The 17,682-nt window shown below is 45.1% G+C and carries 19 protein-coding genes and 1 pseudogene; 14 read left to right on the top strand and 6 right to left on the bottom strand.

Annotated features, from left to right (window positions below):
* Positions 1–217: 217 nt before the first annotated feature.
* Positions 218–457, bottom strand: a complete 240-nt coding sequence (locus tag HF974_00815) for a hypothetical protein (protein ID MBC2696886.1) — start codon at positions 455–457, stop codon at positions 218–220.
* A 165-nt stretch (positions 458–622) separates the two neighbouring features.
* Here HF974_00815 and HF974_00810 point away from each other — a divergent pair.
* The 5 genes and pseudogenes from HF974_00810 to HF974_00790 all read left to right on the top strand — a co-directional run bounded on the left by HF974_00810 (position 623) and on the right by HF974_00790 (position 2,369).
* Positions 623–796, top strand: a pseudogene (locus HF974_00810) (hypothetical protein).
* 118 nt (positions 797–914) lie between these two features.
* Positions 915–1,232 (top strand): hypothetical protein, encoded by a 318-nt coding sequence (locus tag HF974_00805; protein ID MBC2696885.1) that lies wholly within the window; start codon positions 915–917, stop codon positions 1,230–1,232.
* Positions 1,223–1,576: a hypothetical protein gene (locus HF974_00800; protein MBC2696884.1), complete on the top strand. Its 354-nt coding sequence runs from the start codon at positions 1,223–1,225 to the stop codon at positions 1,574–1,576. The genes HF974_00805 and HF974_00800 overlap by 10 nt, the downstream gene beginning before the upstream one ends.
* A gap of 61 nt (positions 1,577–1,637) precedes the next feature.
* Positions 1,638–1,796 carry a hypothetical protein gene (locus HF974_00795; protein MBC2696883.1) on the top strand — a complete coding sequence of 53 codons (159 nt, stop codon included), beginning with the start codon at positions 1,638–1,640 and terminating at the stop codon, positions 1,794–1,796.
* A gap of 108 nt (positions 1,797–1,904) precedes the next feature.
* A complete protein-coding gene (locus HF974_00790; protein ID MBC2696882.1) occupies positions 1,905–2,369 on the top strand; it encodes a hypothetical protein in 465 nt (154 codons plus the stop codon).
* Positions 2,370–2,399: 30 nt separating this feature from the next.
* Here HF974_00790 and HF974_00785 read toward each other — a convergent pair whose 3' ends face one another.
* On the bottom strand, positions 2,400–2,861 hold the full coding sequence (locus tag HF974_00785) for a DUF2227 family putative metal-binding protein (protein ID MBC2696881.1): 462 nt from the start codon (positions 2,859–2,861) through the stop codon (positions 2,400–2,402).
* 454 nt (positions 2,862–3,315) lie between these two features.
* On the opposite strand from HF974_00785, the gene HF974_00780 reads away from it, so the two are divergent.
* Complete coding sequence (locus HF974_00780; protein ID MBC2696880.1) at positions 3,316–4,176, top strand: phosphoserine phosphatase; 861 nt, start codon at positions 3,316–3,318, stop codon at positions 4,174–4,176.
* A 17-nt stretch (positions 4,177–4,193) separates the two neighbouring features.
* Here the strand turns inward: HF974_00780 and trmY are convergent, their stop codons facing one another.
* A complete protein-coding gene (trmY, locus tag HF974_00775) occupies positions 4,194–4,805 on the bottom strand; it encodes a tRNA (pseudouridine(54)-N(1))-methyltransferase TrmY (protein MBC2696879.1) in 612 nt (203 codons plus the stop codon).
* A gap of 65 nt (positions 4,806–4,870) precedes the next feature.
* On the opposite strand from trmY, the gene HF974_00770 reads away from it, so the two are divergent.
* From HF974_00770 to HF974_00745, 6 genes are all read left to right on the top strand, one after another.
* A complete protein-coding gene (locus tag HF974_00770; GenBank protein MBC2696878.1) occupies positions 4,871–5,503 on the top strand; it encodes a metallophosphoesterase in 633 nt (210 codons plus the stop codon).
* Positions 5,504–5,693: 190 nt separating this feature from the next.
* Positions 5,694–6,446, top strand: coding sequence for an AAA family ATPase (locus tag HF974_00765; GenBank protein ID MBC2696877.1), 753 nt, complete (start codon positions 5,694–5,696; stop codon positions 6,444–6,446).
* Positions 6,447–6,664: 218 nt separating this feature from the next.
* A complete protein-coding gene (locus HF974_00760) occupies positions 6,665–7,285 on the top strand; it encodes a hypothetical protein (protein ID MBC2696876.1) in 621 nt (206 codons plus the stop codon).
* 159 nt (positions 7,286–7,444) lie between these two features.
* Positions 7,445–9,058 carry an O-phosphoserine--tRNA ligase gene (locus HF974_00755; GenBank protein MBC2696875.1) on the top strand — a complete coding sequence of 538 codons (1,614 nt, stop codon included), beginning with the start codon at positions 7,445–7,447 and terminating at the stop codon, positions 9,056–9,058.
* 21 nt (positions 9,059–9,079) lie between these two features.
* Positions 9,080–9,583, top strand: a complete 504-nt coding sequence (locus tag HF974_00750; protein ID MBC2696874.1) for an NTPase — start codon at positions 9,080–9,082, stop codon at positions 9,581–9,583.
* A 233-nt stretch (positions 9,584–9,816) separates the two neighbouring features.
* Positions 9,817–10,107, top strand: a complete 291-nt coding sequence (locus HF974_00745; protein ID MBC2696873.1) for a hypothetical protein — start codon at positions 9,817–9,819, stop codon at positions 10,105–10,107.
* A 175-nt stretch (positions 10,108–10,282) separates the two neighbouring features.
* On the opposite strand, the gene HF974_00740 is transcribed toward HF974_00745, so the two are convergent.
* Positions 10,283–12,340 (bottom strand): sodium-translocating pyrophosphatase, encoded by a 2,058-nt coding sequence (locus HF974_00740; protein ID MBC2696872.1) that lies wholly within the window; start codon positions 12,338–12,340, stop codon positions 10,283–10,285.
* Between the two features lie 372 nt (positions 12,341–12,712).
* Here HF974_00740 and HF974_00735 point away from each other — a divergent pair, with 372 nt between their 5' ends.
* Together HF974_00735 and HF974_00730 are read left to right on the top strand one after the other, a co-directional pair.
* The gene (locus HF974_00735; protein ID MBC2696871.1) at positions 12,713–13,372 is read left to right on the top strand and encodes an endonuclease V; all 660 of its coding nucleotides are present in this window, start codon (positions 12,713–12,715) and stop codon (positions 13,370–13,372) included.
* Positions 13,373–13,404: 32 nt separating this feature from the next.
* Positions 13,405–14,805, top strand: a complete 1,401-nt coding sequence (locus HF974_00730) for an MFS transporter (GenBank protein MBC2696870.1) — start codon at positions 13,405–13,407, stop codon at positions 14,803–14,805.
* 170 nt (positions 14,806–14,975) lie between these two features.
* Here HF974_00730 and HF974_00725 read toward each other — a convergent pair whose 3' ends face one another.
* Both HF974_00725 and HF974_00720 read right to left on the bottom strand, forming a co-directional pair.
* Positions 14,976–16,373 (bottom strand): aspartate kinase, encoded by a 1,398-nt coding sequence (locus tag HF974_00725; GenBank protein ID MBC2696869.1) that lies wholly within the window; start codon positions 16,371–16,373, stop codon positions 14,976–14,978.
* A 189-nt stretch (positions 16,374–16,562) separates the two neighbouring features.
* Positions 16,563–17,171, bottom strand: a complete 609-nt coding sequence (locus tag HF974_00720; protein ID MBC2696868.1) for a 30S ribosomal protein S3ae — start codon at positions 17,169–17,171, stop codon at positions 16,563–16,565.
* Positions 17,172–17,682: the final 511 nt, after the last annotated feature.

The following is a 17,682-nucleotide window of genomic DNA, read 5'->3' as shown; positions in this document are numbered from 1 at the left end:
TTCCTCACAGGATATCCGATATGTTTAAAGGTTATGATAAAATTAAGAATGTGGCCTAGATTGATGGAAAATTGAGTTCGGGTGAGAAATAAATGAAACCAAAGAAAGTTATTAAGTTATTCGGAGATACTGTTAGGTTACATAGGCTTTAATAAAGCCTCCACTGTGTAAATATGATACTGATGTAATCAAATCAGTGTAAATCCGTATTATCCGTTCAATGCATGTTCCAGTGCAGTTCATACCTTACATCAAATGCCTGCACCCAGGCTCCAGGTACATTATCAGTAATGCCTACATGGCCTATGCCATTCTGGATATCATGGGCATCTGGGACGGGCACGACTGGACCGACTACCGGACGTGGGCCGTGATATCCGGACAGGAACAACCAATTTTCAAGCAGTACTGGTACACCAGCATGGAAGGACGGCTGCACATCTTTGGGCAGTGGCATAATTTAAGATACTTAACTCCACTTTGTTAGATTAGACAGTCACTTCACCTACTCATGTTGATTCCAATTTTTCACAAATATTTCGTCTAAGTGATCTTTCGATAGTGATTTGTTCTGAAATCGGGCAATTCCAAGTAGGGTTAGTTCTTCAAATATCATTAAGTATCGTATTCTGGTACACTACCGTATTCCACACTGAGCCCCATACCGGATGAAACAAATTTTGATACCAGGCCCACCGGGCCATATACCATAACGGCAGGGGATGTGTCAAAGACCGTGGACGTTAAGGAGCAAGATGTATTGAACGGCGGAACGGTTACTGTGGATATGGTCTGACTAAAATTCCCACTTGATGTTGAGGAATTCCCTTGAAAATATGTTATCAGCGATACATATTTGTGAGAGAAAAGTCATTTTACATTATAAAATGAATTTTTAAAAGTTGGAGATGTTCATGGAGACCGTAGAGATACCAAAGGATGTTTGGAACCCGATTTCGAGTTTAGTACACCACGGTTTATTTGAAAATGAAAGATCTGCCATCATAAACATAGTACACGATTTGAGCTTGTCCAAAATGAAAGAATATGAACTGTCTATGCAGGAATACGAAACAAAATATGGCCTTGTTTTTGAACATTTTGAACAGCAGCTCAAAGCTACTGAAAAAGAAGACTTTGAAAAATGGGATGACTACATTGAATGGAAGGCATACTCTAAAGCATATTCTTACTGGAGTTGTGTCCATAAGGAGATATCCCCTTGGTTGTAGTTAGGACGATAACGATTTTAAGTAAGCATAGTGTTGTCGTTGAACTTCGTATCACAAAAACCCTGGTCGAACCAGAAATTGAACTGATCAAAGCAAATGCAACTCTTACAGATGGCTCTGTTTTACATGTATCTGAAACCACCGGGGAAGGCTGGCGGGACTACTCTTATCACTGGCAGAGAAATGGTGAATTGATAAGAAGATGGGACAATGCCCCGCATCATAGGAATCTTCCGAATTTTCCACATCATATTCAAGAGGAAGATGATATTCTGCCCGGGGATGATGTGAACTTAACTGACATCCTGTCATTTATTGAGATGCGAGTGAAAAAGCAGAAATAGGCAATACAATCCGTAAAAGTAAATACCCACCACTGCTGGGAACGGTACATGTAGCTTAGTGGTGCCGTATTCCACACTGGACCCCATACCGGATGAGACCAACTTTGATACCAGGCCCACCGGGCTATATACCATCACGGTAGGGGATATATCAAAGACCGTGGATGTTGCAGAACAGGATGTATTGAACGGTAGGACAGTTACTGTTAATCTAGAATGACATTGTTTACAGCTTACAACAATGTTACATTGTATAGCGCCATGCAGTCATACGAGACTTTACAGGTAGCAATAATATAAGCTTAAGGAAGAGCTTCTATTGCTGGGCATGCCTGTTAAAATACACTTCCCCGGAAACACATACAGCCAGAACAAGGCCGCAATAAAAGCATCCTTCCCTAAGACCTGCAAATGGGATATGAAAAGCCGTAAGGGCTGGTTCGGCAAGGACCTTGATATAACAGCCCACCTGAGGTCAGGCGAGCCAGGGACACTGTATCTTGAAGGCAAACAGGATTATATTAATTCAGTGGCCACAGCCTGTAAAGAGATAGTAGAATCCTGTCAGGTCGAAGTGGTCGATAAAATTCCCGATTTTCATCCCTTCGAACCCGAAAGGAAGACTCAATCGAAATATGCAGGAATTGACCTGTCCCCTGAAGCCATGATGAAGTCACGCATACAAAACGAGCGGGCCATAATGGAAGCCTGCGGCATGCCAGGGGATTTCATCAGGAAATGGATCGCTATTATCGAAAAAGAATACCAGGACCTCGAAGATAAAAAAAATTAGGCTATGATATTGCTCCCTGCTTTATCCACTTTAATATATCTCAGAGACAACCATATCAGCCAGGATATGCAGTTCTATAGATACCCCAATGCCCAGCACGACCGCTGCGATGAATTCAACTGGTATCCGGTATATGTTAAATCCAGCCAATACCAGGACTGGTAAAAGTATAAGGGTAAAGTTGGCAAGGATCGTTAAAGGTCCGAAAATAAAATGGTGTGACAGTCCCCTGTGCTTGAACATAACCTTGTATGGCCACCACAGGAACCTGAATATCCCCCATCTTCCGTAAGGGGAACTGTTTATATCCAGGTCAGGGCTCAGGAAAAAAGTGCCAAATAGGTATGAGATTGAAAAAACCGATATAATTTGAAAATTCAAATATTCCATTGGCAGTACAATATCAGCCCTTGTAGATAAGGAATAAAGTCCTGAAATGATGATGACCAATACAGTTATGTTGATTATATTATGGTTTTTTCCGTCCGGCATCGTTTTTTATCCATCCATTAAATACTTTATTTAATTTGCCTGTTTACAAAAGTATCTATTAAATGTGCAAGGCCAAATCCTCCGAAAAGGTTAAAAGGGATGCCCTTATTTAAAAGAACATTCACCGGAGTATCCATTATTGCTTAATAGTGAAGAGATTTCCAGGATTATATTGAACTGATTAGGTTGGAGGTAAGGGTTTTAAGGATTTATCCCTGATAAATGCAAGAATGCTTATTCCTCTTTTAATTAAAAAAAAAACAATCAATTTATCAATATTCTTTAAATCTTATCCCTTCATAATAAGAGTAAGATGGATTGGCCGGATGATTGGGTATACCAATCCACCAGCCAAATAAGCGATAGCTGGCTCGGCTGTCAAAATGTTGTATCGTCCATTATGAGATACAAAAAATACCAGCGTTATTCGCTGGAAAAGGAGGACTAACAGGTAATGCTACAAGAACTTCAAACCAGAAAGGCAGATTTAAGTGTAAAATCTGAAGAATATAAGGAAATGCGTAACAAGCTCAACACTGAAGCAAGTACGTTAGCAAGCAATCGAAATGAACTTAACAAGCGCACAAAGGAACTCATTGATGAAGCCCAGGAACTCAAAAACCTGAGGGATACCAATAATGCATTGGTCAGTGAGAACAAGGCCAAGCGCGATGAAGTGAATGAAAAAGCCAGTAAGGTCTATGCACAGGTAGATAAGCTAAGGAAGGACCTGCACCTGAGTGACGGACCATCTTTAAAGGATCTTAAGAAGGAGATTGACCATCTTGAGTTTGAGCAGATGACCAGAGTGATGGACTCAAATAAAGAACGTGAACTGGTGGAGAAAATCGGTCATCTCATGGATGAGTTCAAAAGTAAAAAAGACCAGCTTGAAAGTAACCAGGAACTCAAGACATTACTTGAAGAAGCCCAGAAATCAAAGGACGAGGCTTCAGTACATCACGAAAAAGTAAAGGAGTATGCTGAAGCTGCACAGGAATATCATGAAAAGATGATAAAGACCTTCAAGGAAGCCGATAAGGTCAGGGCGGAATCAGATAAAGTACATAAGGATTTTGTCAAAATACAGGAGTCTGCTGATGAACAGCACAGGCTCTTTATCAAGACCCAGAGAGAGATACGTGACTTTGATAAACTGATAATCGGTCTTAAACGAAAGGGCAAGAAGGGCAGGGAATCTGTTGTCAAAGCCCAGGCCAAGAAGGAAGCTGAAGAAATATATTCCCAGTTTAGACTTGGCGAAAAGATCAGTACAGAAGACCTATATGTTCTACAGAGGTCGGGATTACTCTAATCCCACCTTTTTTTCTATTATCCGGTCGTACAGACAGTCCGGTCCATTTCGTTATTTACCAGTATGATGCAGTGGTCAGCATGCAAACTTTTTGGGCCAACATTGATGGTCTTTGCATCTGAATCCTGGATCACAGTTTCTTCTTCCGGTGTCATACCGGTATGGTCACCAAGTATGAAAACAACATTTTCTGGCACGTTTTCTTTAAGCTCGTCCCTGATGTCGCCCCCATCTTCCCGCATGTAGAACAGCCTTTTTTCATCAGTAAGTACTTCTTCCAGCAGGTCTGCAAGGCCCCCTAGCCGTATCCATACTCCGGGTGTGGATTCTCTCCACCTGGGAATGGCACTTTTTTCCAGTGCTTTTTTGATAAGGGAACCGCTGCTGCGCTCATCAGGATTAAGATATCTAACATTCTCCCCTTCGAACTTAACGATCCCTGGCATATATGGTTCACCCAGCAGTACCAGATATATTATCACATCCCGTCGCAGGTCATGGCTTAAGAACAGTGCGGAATTCACGCAGCGGCATAATATATCCATCCTGCCGCCGCTGCCGGGCAGGTCGTTCAGGTTAAAATTCCCGTCGGTTCGCGCTTTGTGCCCTACTACTATAAACTCCCGCATGGTAATGTAAAATGCATAAGACATATATCTGTCTAACCCAAAATGGTAGGTATTGAGGTAATTATATGAAATTCCTTGCATTATCAGACTTGCATGGCGACTATTCAAAGGTCGAGGCATTGCAACAGTGCGCCGGTGAGGTCGATGTAGTATTAATAACAGGTGATATCACCAACTTCGGACCCGCTGGGAAGGCCCTTGAATTCATTAACATGTTCGATGTACCGGTCCTGGCAGTACCTGGCAATTGCGACCCTGTGGATATCCTGGAAGTACTGGACGGCTCAAAGGCTATCAACCTGCATAAGAACTGCCATACCATTGGTGATGTGAACTTCATGGGGCTGGGTGGGTCTAATGCTACCCCGTTCGATACGCCATTCGAACTTACTGATGAGGATATTGAACAGTCCCTGGATAAGCTGCTTGATGAATGTTCAGGCATCAGGAACGTATTGGTTAGTCACGCCCCGCCATACGGATATAGTGATAAGCTGCCAGTGGGACATGTTGGCAGCCAGGCGATAGCAAAGTTCGTTAATCGTTTCGCCCTTGTTGTATGCGGACACATACACGAGGCCAGGGGTACTACCATGGCAGGTGACACGATTGTGGTCAATGTGGGCGAAGCATCCAAAGGGTACGGGGCACTGATTATCACGAACGATAATATCAGCGTGGAACTCATTGAAGTATAGGCTTCCGGCTCAAGAAAAATGGAAATATCAGATAGGATAAACGAAATATCAGACAGGATTTACAGGATTGACAGGATACGATACAATCCTGTAAATCCTGTAAATCCTGTCAAAAGATTTGATTGAAACTAAGAAAATTACCTATATCGATATCGAAATGCGTTTATAATTTCCTATATGTTGAAAAACCATGAAAATCGCTATCACTGGTAAGGGTGGTGTGGGCAAGACCACACTGGCAGGTACACTGGCACGGCTTCTGGCACGGGACGGTATGGATGTGCTGGCCATTGATGCCGACCCTGATATGAACCTGGCGTCTGCACTGGGTATTGATGAGCCACCTCTGCCCCTTACAGAGTATGAGGATATGATTGACGAGAGGGCGGGTGGACCTGGCGGGATGTTCAAACTGAACCCGAAAGTGGATGATGTGGTTGAGCGCTTCGGTGTGGTGGGGCCCGATGGTGTGAGGATGCTGGTGATGGGTACTGTGGATCGGGGCGGTAGTGGATGTATGTGTCCTGCATCGTCCTTTCTGCGGGCACTGCTGCGGCATGTGGTGCTGAAGGAATCGTCTGTAGTTATTATGGATATGGAAGCAGGCATAGAGCATCTGGGCAGGGGAACGACCAGGGGCATCGACCTGATGATCGTGGTAGTGGAACCAGGAGCGCGCAGTCTTGAGACTGCTGAGAGGATAAAGAGGCTTGGTACTGATATTGGGGTGACGAAATTCGCTGCCGTGATAAACAAGGCCGGAGAGGAGGATTTAGGGGCAGTGGAGTACAGACTGGAAAATATGGGTATCCCGGTACTGGGGACCATACCCTATGACAGCTCCCTTGTTAAGGCTGATCTAGCCGGGCGCTCGCCTGTGGAAGAAGGGGGAGCAGCGATGGCGGCTATCGAGGGGATTAAGGACAGGCTGGTTTTGATTTGAGATATGGGTTTGGTTTTCAGGGATCGTATTAACCTTTGAGAGCCCTGCAATGCGGTACTGAACATATCGTGATGCAATATTTACAAAATTATAATTACCTTTCAAATAATCTTAATAAAAGTGAGTACTGCTATTGATAAAGCAATTGCTCATCTGATGCATATTGAAGCATAGCTGACTTTACCAGATTCACACATAAAATAATTGAGTGGAATTATATGATCTCCGAAATATCATCCAAAATATTGGAAAACTTTGAGACTAAAGATACTGCAAGAGAGAGTTCATTAAAACGTTCCCGGAAAATGGTGAGACTCTCGGGCAGAGCAATAAAGTCGATACACAGGGGAGAATGTGACATTGCCAAACAGTTGCTGGATGAGGTTTCAATACTGAACCAGGAGATAATCTCAGAACTTCTGAACCATCCCGATATTTTCCATGCAGGATTTGTTGAGAATGCACAGCAGGAATATGCAGAAGCTAGTATCCTTTATAGCATACTGAAAAAAGAAAGGGTGCCTGATCCTGCAAAACTTTGCGTGAAGGACCCGGCGTACCTGCTTGGACTGGGTGATGTAGTAGGAGAATTGCGACGCTTCATACTTGACCTTATTAGGCTTGACAGACCTCATGAAGGTGAAGAACTACTTGAGATCATGGATGAAATTTATACCACTATAATGTTATTTGATTTTCCTGATGCCCTGTCAAGGGGATTGAGGCGCAAAGGAGATGTGGCCCGGAGCCTGGTGGAACGTACCCGGGGAGATATTACCAATGCCATGGAACATGCCAAACTAAAGGAACGAATGTCTGAACTGGAAAAAAAACTATGAGGATCAACTATCATGGTCCGGAGGTTACAAGAAAATGCTAACTTCGTTCGCATTTACTTGAGTATATAGTCTTGTAGATTATATACAAAAACAAAGACCTGACGACTTTAGTGTAATTTAAATACAAACATTGATGTATATGTGGATAGGACGGCTTATATGAGATTTGACCCTGAAAAAATAAAGCAGGCTGCTAAAGAGGATTTTGACGCTGCCTGGAACCAAGGAAAAGAATATATAACACAACCCGCGATCCCGGACCAGTATCCCAGGTTCAAGCTAAGTTACGGCAAACCCCATCCTATTTATGATACAATACAGAAACTGAGGGAAGCCTATCTCCATCTGGGATTTACGGAAGCGGCCAATCCGATGATCGTGGATGACAGAGAGATACACAAACAGTTCGGGTATGAGGCCCTTGCAGTGCTGGACCGGTGTTTCTACCTGGCAGGTCTGCCCAGGCCCAATGTAGGCATCTCGGATGAGAGGATAGCCAGGGTCAGGGAGATCATCCAGGTGGATGATGAGGGGATTGACACGATACGCCAGATATTACATTCATATAAGAAAGGTGAAATAGAGGGCGATGATCTGGTGCCTGAAATATCCCACCGGCTGGACGTACCCGGCTCAAAAGTGGCAGTAATGCTGGACCATGTCTTCCCTGAGTTCAAGGAACTGACACCCATCAGCTCCAGCAAGACCCTGAGGAGCCACATGACCTCTGGCTGGTTCATTTCCCTGGGTGCAATGATAGAGCGGGTCCGCCCACCGGTCAGGTTGTTCAGCGTGGATCGGTGTTTCAGGCGGGAACAGCAGGAAGATGCCACCCGGCTCATGACCTACTTCTCGGCGTCCTGTATCATTATGGAACCTGAGGTTACGGTGGAGCACGGCAAGGCCGTAGCTGCCGGGCTTTTATCCCAGTTCGGGTTTGAGAAGTTCAGTTTCAGGCCCGATGAGAAGCGCAGCAAATACTACGTGCCAGATACCCAGATAGAAGTATTTGCATACCATCCGGGACTGGTGGGCAGCAATACTAAATATAGTGACGGCTGGGTTGAAGTGGCCACATTCGGCATATATTCACCCTCGGCGCTGGCCCAGTATGATATCCCATATCCGGTAATGAACCTTGGCCTGGGTGTGGAGCGACTGGCCATGATACTGCACGATTCTACTGATGTGCGCGCCCTTACGTATCCTCAGTTCCCTGTATATGAAGAGGAATGGAAGATGGCAGACGAGGAACTGGCAGGCATGATCTCAGTTGAGAAGGCGCCTTCGACCAAAGAAGGATGGGATATCCAGCGTGCCATTGTCAGGGTATGCGAGGAGCACGGCGGTGAGCCAAGTCCTTGCGAGTTCCTGGCATGGGAAGGGGATGTGAACAGTCGGAATGTTAGGGTAATGGTCAGTGAGCCAGAGGAGGATACAAAACTGTGCGGACCTGCTGCCATGAACCATATCGTGGTTGTGGACGGCGATGTACTGGGCCTGCCTGATTCACCAAAATACGAGAAGAAGTTCAATAAAGGCACAGTGGCAAACCTACGGTATATCGAAGCCTTTGCGGCCCTGGCGGCAGCAGATATCGAGGCTGCATCAGCAATCGGAGATGCTTCACAGACCAGGGTGCGTATCGTTAAGGTGCCTTCAGAAGTGAATGTACGGCTTGACCCTATAGCCCAGCGTTATATCACAGGCCATAAGAAGAAGATAGACCTGCGCGGGCCCGTATTTACTACGGTCAGGGCTGAATTCTTCTAAGTGGTGTCATCGGGGGTTGGGATGATAAGGATTGCCATAACAGGCAGGCCCGGTGTGGGGAAGTCCACTGTTATCGCAAAAGTAGTGGAAAAACTGGATGCCAATGTGAGCGGTATCCAGTGTGGTGAGATTCGCAGTGAAGAGAAGCGTGTGGGTTTCAAAATACAGGACCTAGCCACAGGACGGGCCGGTATATTGAGCCATGTGGAATGCAGCGGGCCGGCTGTGGGTAAGTATTACGTAAACCTTGCCGACCTTGATGGTATCGGTACAAATGCCGTAAAGAAGGCTCCTAATTGTGACCTGCTGGTGATTGATGAGATAGGGCCAATGGAACTAAAATCCCAACATTTTGTCTCGGCAGTAGAGCATGTTTTGGATTCGGACCGGGACATGCTGGTTGTACTGCACTATTCCAGCCGTCATCCACTTTCCTGTCGTATTCGTGAAGAGTTCAGGATCATTGCCGTAAATGAGCAAAACCGGGATGGTCTGGCAGAGATAATTACCGCCTGTCTGGGATAATTTTATTTATCTGTCCAAAACGTACTTATTCGTATATTAAACGGATGAGAGAGTAACAGGTTCTTTCACGGGAACGCATCCCAAACGAAATGCTTGTTATCCCTCTCGGCCTACTTTTCGAGTAGGCGACAAGATACTTTTTTGTTGCTCTTGCAATAAGGTGTATATATGAACGAAAAGGAGGAAAGCTCATTAAAGTACATAAGCAGATCATATTTGGGAATGGGGAAGATATGTCATCATCAGATATCACAACTTCTCATATTGAGCGACAAAATTTGACATTTCGTCAAGAAAATGAACCTCTTGCAAGGAAAATGATAGGATTTTCAAAGAAAGATTACTGGTTAAATAAGCAGATGATATTTTATTTGTCATTTTTTGATTTTGTAAGGCCATATTCTGGATTAGAACTAAAAATCAATCCAGATGATGAAGATATAACGAATCGAAAGTATATCCAGAGAACACCAATGGTAGCGGCGATAGCGGCTGGAAAAACCAATCATATCTGGATAATGTAGGAACTCTTGACGTTTTCTCATTTTAAAACGTCAGTAAATTAGCAGGTAAATACCGGTTTTTGTCAAAGATGGGATATAAATGTGAATATTTGTTAATTTGGATTAGTTTTGGGACAGCCTGAAAAAAAGTTATTCGGAAGGGGAGCTAACCCCTCCTCTAAATCTCATTCTATACTCAAAACAGCCCGGAATTGATGAACATTGCAGAGAATAAGATGGCAATCATGTTAACCACCTTGATCAGTGCATTCAGAGCCGGACCTGAAGTATCCTTGAACGGGTCGCCCACTGTATCGCCTACCACAGCCGCTTTGTGAGCCTCAGAACCCTTTCCGCCGTATGCACCGTCCTCGATGTACTTTTTTGCATTATCCCATGCGCCGCCGCCGTTTGACATCATAAGTGCCATCAACAGGCCCACTACAATAATGCCGATAAGCATACCGGCCAGTGCTTCTTTGCCCAGTATCATTCCAACAGCCAGAGGTACACCAATGGCCATCACGCCCGGGAGTGCCATTTCCCGAATTGCGGCCCTGGTCACTATATCCACGCACTTGCCGTATTCGGGTTTTGCCGTGCCTTCCATGATGCCTGGTATCTCCCTAAACTGACGCCTGACCTCGTTGACCACTTCAAATGCGGCCTTACCCACTGCTTTCATTGTGACGGCACTGAACAAAAATGGCAGCAGTCCGCCAATGAACAGGCCCACCACCACAAGCGGATTGGAAAGACTCAATAAATGTGGATTTTCCATTAATCCTACTTTATGTGTATAATCTGCAAATAAGGCCATTGCGCCTAATCCGGCAGAACCGATGGCATATCCCTTGGTCACTGCCTTGGTGGTGTTGCCCACACTGTCAAGAGCATCAGTGATCTTCCTGGTCTTTTCCGGCAGGTTTGCCATCTCAGCGATGCCGCCTGCATTATCCGTAATCGGGCCGTATGAATCTAGAGCAACGATTATGCCTGTGGTGGAGAGCATGGCAGCCGCTGCGATTGCGATACTATAGAGACCGATGATTTCCTGTCCTGGAACAAAGCCTCCGCCAACATAGTACGCACCCAGAATGCCAAAGGCTATCACGAGCACAGGTATGAATGTACTTTCAAGACCTACCGACATACCGGTGATGATATTGGTTCCGGCTCCGGTCTGTGAGGAAGCTGCGATAGATTTCACAGGTCTGTATGAAACAGATGTGTAATACTCAGTGATCACTACCATCAGGACCATAATAATAGTACCGATAAGGGCAGAGTAAAAGAACCGTATATCGCCCATCAGCATATCGTTTATGAAATAGAATGACACAAGGCTGATCACAGCCGCAGCAGCCACACCCTTGTACAGAGCTTTCATAATATTCTGGTCATCACCTATCTTAACAAAGAACACTGCAATGATGGATGCCACGATGGCAGCCGAACCCAGCATCAGCGGGAACAAAATCGCATTTGGGAACTGGTTGATAACAAGACCACCCAGCAGCATGGCCGCCAGTGCGGTGACCACATAGGTTTCGAACAGGTCAGCACCCATACCGGCGCAGTCGCCTACATTGTCGCCCACATTATCTGCAATGACACCTGCATTTCGCGGGTCGTCTTCAGGGATACCGGCTTCGACCTTACCTACCAGATCTGCACCCACATCGGCTGCCTTGGTAAATATACCGCCGCCAACCCTGGCGAACAGGCTGATGAGGCTGGCCCCAAACCCGAAGCCTATGACCATGTCCACACTTTCGGGTTTGGCACCGAATAAAATAAAGAAGCCGCTGGTACCCAGCAGTGCCAGGCCAACTACGGCCATACCTGTGACCGCACCGCCCTTAAAGGCTACGTCCATGGCCTCTTTGACTCCCTCTTTGGCCTTGTTTGCGGTCCTGACATTTGCCCTGACCGAAACGTTCATGCCAATATATCCGGCCAGTGCCGAACTTACAGCTCCTGCCAAAAACCCTATTGTGGTCTTTGTGTTCAAACCGTTTTCATTTGGCAGTGCTATGAAAATTATAAATGCCAGTATCACTGCCACGATGGCAATGGTCTTGTACTGGCGGTTCAGGTACGCCATTGCACCTTCCTGTATAGCACCTGCTATCTTTTGCATTTCTGGTGTGCCTGGGTCGTTCTTGAGTACGTTCTTAGCGAAAATACCGGCAAATACCAGACTTAATAAACCTGCCAGGGGGGCAAGATATAATAATGTTGATGTATCCATAAAATTCCTCCTTTTTCATAAGTGTTATTGAATATATCCCTCTATTGATTCTGGTTATTTTTAATTATTAAAAATTTCAGCATTAGCTAAATCCGGCATTTTAAAGGCTTACATATATTAAAAGATTAACGGATTCCCATTAGTCTGCCACTATAGCATCAATAAGCCGTTGAATTGCATCTCAAATCTTTCTAAACTATTTTAGACAATAGTATAAATTTTAAAATTGTCATGCTTAAGTCTAATAATTCGACAGCGTCGTTTAGAATAAAACGGTTCTGTTTCATTTCCCAAACTCCCAAATGACGATAGACTTCTGTCCTTGCTGTAACTCACAAAACACATTTATCTTCATACCATATATGTCCTGATATGGGCACCCCACTATTCCCCGCCGACCTCTCCACTACCTCACTGCTGCGCGCCCAGGAAATTGTCAGGCAGCAGGCCGTCCTGCACAACGATCATGCCCCACCCCGCTTCGTGGCAGGCGTGGACCAGGCATTCATGGAAGATGTCATTATCTCAGGCATTGTTATGATTGACTATGAATCCCTGGATGTGGTTGAGGAGGTACAATACACAGGTACTATAGGGTATCCATATATCCCCACATTCCTGTCCTTCAGGGAAGGACCGGCAATTGTATCTGCCTATGGGAAACTTCAGCACACACCCGACATCCTGATGGTAGACGGTTGCGGCATTAACCACCCCAGGGGCGCTGGACTTGCCACCCATATTGGCGTGGCATTGGATGTCCCAACCATAGGGGTGGCCAAGCACATACTATGCGGAAAAGGTGATGCCCCTCTGGAAGTAGGTGATATCAGCCCCCTAATCTTTGAAAGCAGACAGGTGGGCTGGCTTATCAAATCTTGCCGCAGGTGTCGTCCCATCGTGGTTGCACCCGGGCACAGGGTTAGCATGGAGGGGGCGCTAAAGACAACAAAGCATATGCTGCGAGGACATAAACTGCCCGAGCCCTGCCTGCTGGCACACAAATATGTGAACAATATAAAGAAAATATAATTACCATTAAAACATCCAAGTACTTCGATATCATGGAAAACGACCCTGACCCCAGGTACAAATGGCGCGCCATGTTAGTGGTCTCCATTGGAACATTTATGGCTACCCTTGATGCCAGTATCATAAATCTCGCATTACCTATCCTGAGAAACTATTTCAATACCGATATAGCCACCATAGAATGGGTAATGCTCTCATACCTGCTGACCATTACCACCATGCTGTTAACCCTGGGCCGGCTTTCAGATATGTACGGCCGCAAATCCATGTTCTTAGCAGGTTTGTTAACATTTACTTTGGGGTCTGGGCTGTGCAGCCTGTCCACATCTGCAGGTCAGTTGATTGTGTTTCGTGTAGTGCAGGGGCTGGGTGCTGCCATGTTAATGGCCAACAGTCTTGCTATCATAACAGATGTGTTTCCACATAACGAGCGGGGCAAAGCACTGGGATTGATGGGTTCGGTTGTCAGTATCGGTTATATAACAGGCCCGGTCCTGGGTGGTTTGTTAATCTACTGGGTGGGGTGGCAGAGTATTTTCTACATCAACATTCCAGTTGGCTTGCTTGGAACTGTGTATGCCATCAAGACTCTGAAACCAGACCAGATCCATGTCAGCCAGAAATTCGATATCCAGGGAGCTCTCCTCATATTCCTAAGCCTTATTTCGCTGGTGCTGGTAATCACAAAGGGACAGGCACTTGGCTGGGATTTAATGGCAATAATTGGTCTATCTATACTGTTTGCCGTCTTCTTAGTTGGGTTTGTGATGGTGGAAAAAAGGGCAGACCAGCCCATGGTGGAGTTGTCGCTGTTTCGGAACCGGCCGTTCTCGGCGTCGAATGCCAGCGCTTTTTTGAGCTTCACTGCCATGTTTGCAGTAATCCTTCTTATGCCCTTTTACATGGAGGGAATACTGGGATACAGTCCTGGGCATATGGGAATGGTGTTTGTAGCTATTCCGCTGGTCATGGCACTGGTGGCACCTGTTAGCGGCTGGATATCTGACAGGACGAATTCATTTCTACTCAGCAGTATTGGTATGGCTATTTCCTGCATGGCTTTGTTGCTGCTTGGCAACCTGGACCAGAATGCTACCTTTTTTGATATAGTGGTAATAATGGGAATGATAGGTTTGGGGATGGGGCTGTTCCAGTCACCCAACAACAGCATTATTATGGGTTCTGTACCGAAAGAAAGGCTCGGGATTGCCGGGGGAATGCTTGCGATGGTCCGCAATCTTGGAATGGTAACAGGTATAGCCATATCAGGGGCCGTGCTAACCAGTAGCATCCAGTCCAACCAGGCTGCGGGATTGGTATATGAAGCGGCCTTCCTTGGCGGTTTTCACGATGCATTCATGGTGGCTGCGGTAATATGCTCGGTTGGGGTTATCACTTCACTGATGCGGGGGAAAAGTAGAAAGATAACCTGATCAGTTCCATCGATAATTAGTGGTTAGTTCCCAAAAAACAACATACAGGCCTCGTTAAATTTTGTATGTGACATATCGTTGACTACGAAGAAAGGATGACAAAATGTGACTGAATAAGATTTAAGCACATATCCAAATTAATCCAGACCTGAAAGTAAGATATTCCTGCCTCAAAGCTTTTCCAGTGAAAACACCTTATGAAGCACCTGTACTGCCTTCGTAGCATCGCCTTCCTTTACAACAAAGGAAATATTATGCTGGGACGAGCCCTGGCTGATCATAATCACATTGACCTTATTTTTTCCAAGTGCATCGAACACCTTACCGGCAACACCCGGAGTTCCAGCCATTCCCACACCTACTATAGCCACTACAGATATATGGATATCATGGTCAATCTCACCCACCACACCATTCTTAAACTCCTGCTTCAGCGCCCTAACTGCCTGCTTCAAGTGGTCATCATCCACCACCACAGATAGGTTAGCCTCAGAAGAGCCCTGGCTGATCATGATAATGTTCACATCCGCATCGGCCAGTGCAGAAAAAGCCCTGGCTGCCACTCCGATAGTACCTACCATGCCCGCACCGCTGATATTTACCAGTGCCACCTTATCGATTACAGTTACAGCTTTTACCACATTCTGGACGGTCTTCTGCTCCTTTACCACAAGGGTACCAGGATATTCAGGCTCAAACGTATTCTTGACCCTGACAGGTATATCGTGGCGTATGGCAGGTTCTATAGCCTTGGGATGCAGTACCTTAGCTCCGAAGAATGACATCTCCATTGCCTCTATATAGGATATTACCTTCAGGGGTCTTGCCTCAGGAACCAGCTTTGGGTCCGTAGTCATGATGCCAGGCACCTCTTTCCACAGCCATATCTCATCGGCATTGAGGGATGCCCCGATAATAGATGCAGTGAAATCTGATCCGCCGCGGCCAAGTGTAGTGATAATACCGTTCTCATCTTCTCCAATGAATCCAGCCACTACTGGTATGGTGCCCGGTAATAACGGAGATAGATGCTTTTTGATCTTTTCATATGATGATTCGAGGGGATGGGCACTGCCGAAATTGTTATCAGTAATTATCCCGATCTCGCCTCCTGTGAAATGACTTGATTCAACACCCAGGGACCTGATAGCACCGGATAGGATCGGTGCAGCCATTCGTTCACCGTACGATGACAGGTAATCAATGGACCGCAGGGTAAGCTCTCCCAGGTAACATATACCTGTAAGGGCTTTTTCAATCTCCTCAATACGGGCGTCCAGTTCGGCAATGATATCTTCGGCATTAGCATTATTACCCACAGACTCATGGGTGGCCGCATGATGCTGTTTTGTAAGATCGGCTATGAATTCCTTTACTTTTGAGACCTTACCATCTTTGGAGGCCTCATGCGCCTCCTCAAGTATGGCATCAGTGACCCCGCCCAGAGCCGATGTTACCACAACTATTTGATTGCCATTTTCATGGTAACTTTTTACCAACTCTGCCACATGCCGCAGTTTCATACCATCGGCAACCGATGTCCCGCCAAACTTCATTATTACCTTCATAGGAAAACCACTGGTGTCTATATTTAGTTCTTAACTGGTCAAACAGATACATAAGATTTTTGTTCAACCCGACTTCCACAATTGGAATCCGGGCTCTCAAGAAAATGCTCACGTCTTTTAAGTGATCTAAGCCAACAGGATAGTATATACTTTCCTGTATATTGAAAAAAAAGGAAAAAAAGCCAGTACTTATGCCGCTGCTTCCCTTACAGACGGCTCGGTAAGTACATGGGACTTTAATATCTCAACACGCCTTAACGGATACAGGCTTTTCACATCCCTGTATATCTGGGCAGAAAGTTTGCCCAGGACAGCATCCTGTACAAAGGTGTTGAAATCTGATTCACGGGCCCTTCGCTGGACTATTGAGGTCATATACTGCCTGATAGCTTTGATCTGGCTGGACCTGGCCCGCTTGACTGTGAAACATGTGGGTTTGACACGGAACTTATATCCGTCTTTGGTCATAACATCCAGATTTGCAGTGATCATTGAAGTCTGCCTCTTTATAAGTGACCTTAAGTAATCCCTGGTGAGTTCATGGCCAATGAACTTGGTATAGGCTGAGTCTCCTCCTATCTGGTCGATCTTAAGCACCAGTTTTACATTATACTTTGACATGTCATTGGTTAGATCTCCCAGTGTGACTTCAATAACCCTGCCTAGTAATTGTTCAGGTTCATTTGAAAAAGTTTCACCGATTTCCTGCTGTCCCATCATGTCAGGTGTGACTATATTGTACCACTGCTTGGATTTCCAACCATCGACTTTTCTTTGACCTCTCTTCGCTTTTGCCAAACTTGTTCCTCCGATTATATTATCATTTTAAATATTTGATTTATTTTGATCCATTCTCATGATGGATACCGTAAAGTGATGAGTACCTAAGTGGGTTTATCATTATATAAATGTGATGTCTTGAGGAACCTTTGGATATAATTTTATAATCCTCACTTTCGAGCTAATCAACTTCTAAAAAACCAAAATATGGTGAATATGGAAGTTTCCTCGATGGGCAAGCGATGCAGTAACACGTTATTTTGCGAAAGATTATTGGTTGTTTCCGTTAAGAGAATGGATTTATAGAACTGGAGCAACTTCCCAGGCAAGAATTATGTATGAGCTAAACAAATACAAAATTGCTACCGTAAAAACCAGACAGAATGTTAATTCAGCAAATATTTGCTAAAATATAGAAAACGTACATGAAATTCTTCGAATGACATGCTCAAAAAATGAAAGAACCCAAGGGTACTTTCATGCTAAATAAGCGGTATTATTGTTGGTTAGTACTGGATATTGGTGAAGG

Source organism: ANME-2 cluster archaeon (assembly GCA_014237145.1).
GTDB lineage: Archaea > Halobacteriota > Methanosarcinia > Methanosarcinales > Methanocomedenaceae > Methanocomedens_A.
The sequence above is the reverse complement of the archived record's forward strand: the minus strand, read 5'-3'. Positions and strand labels throughout refer to the sequence as shown.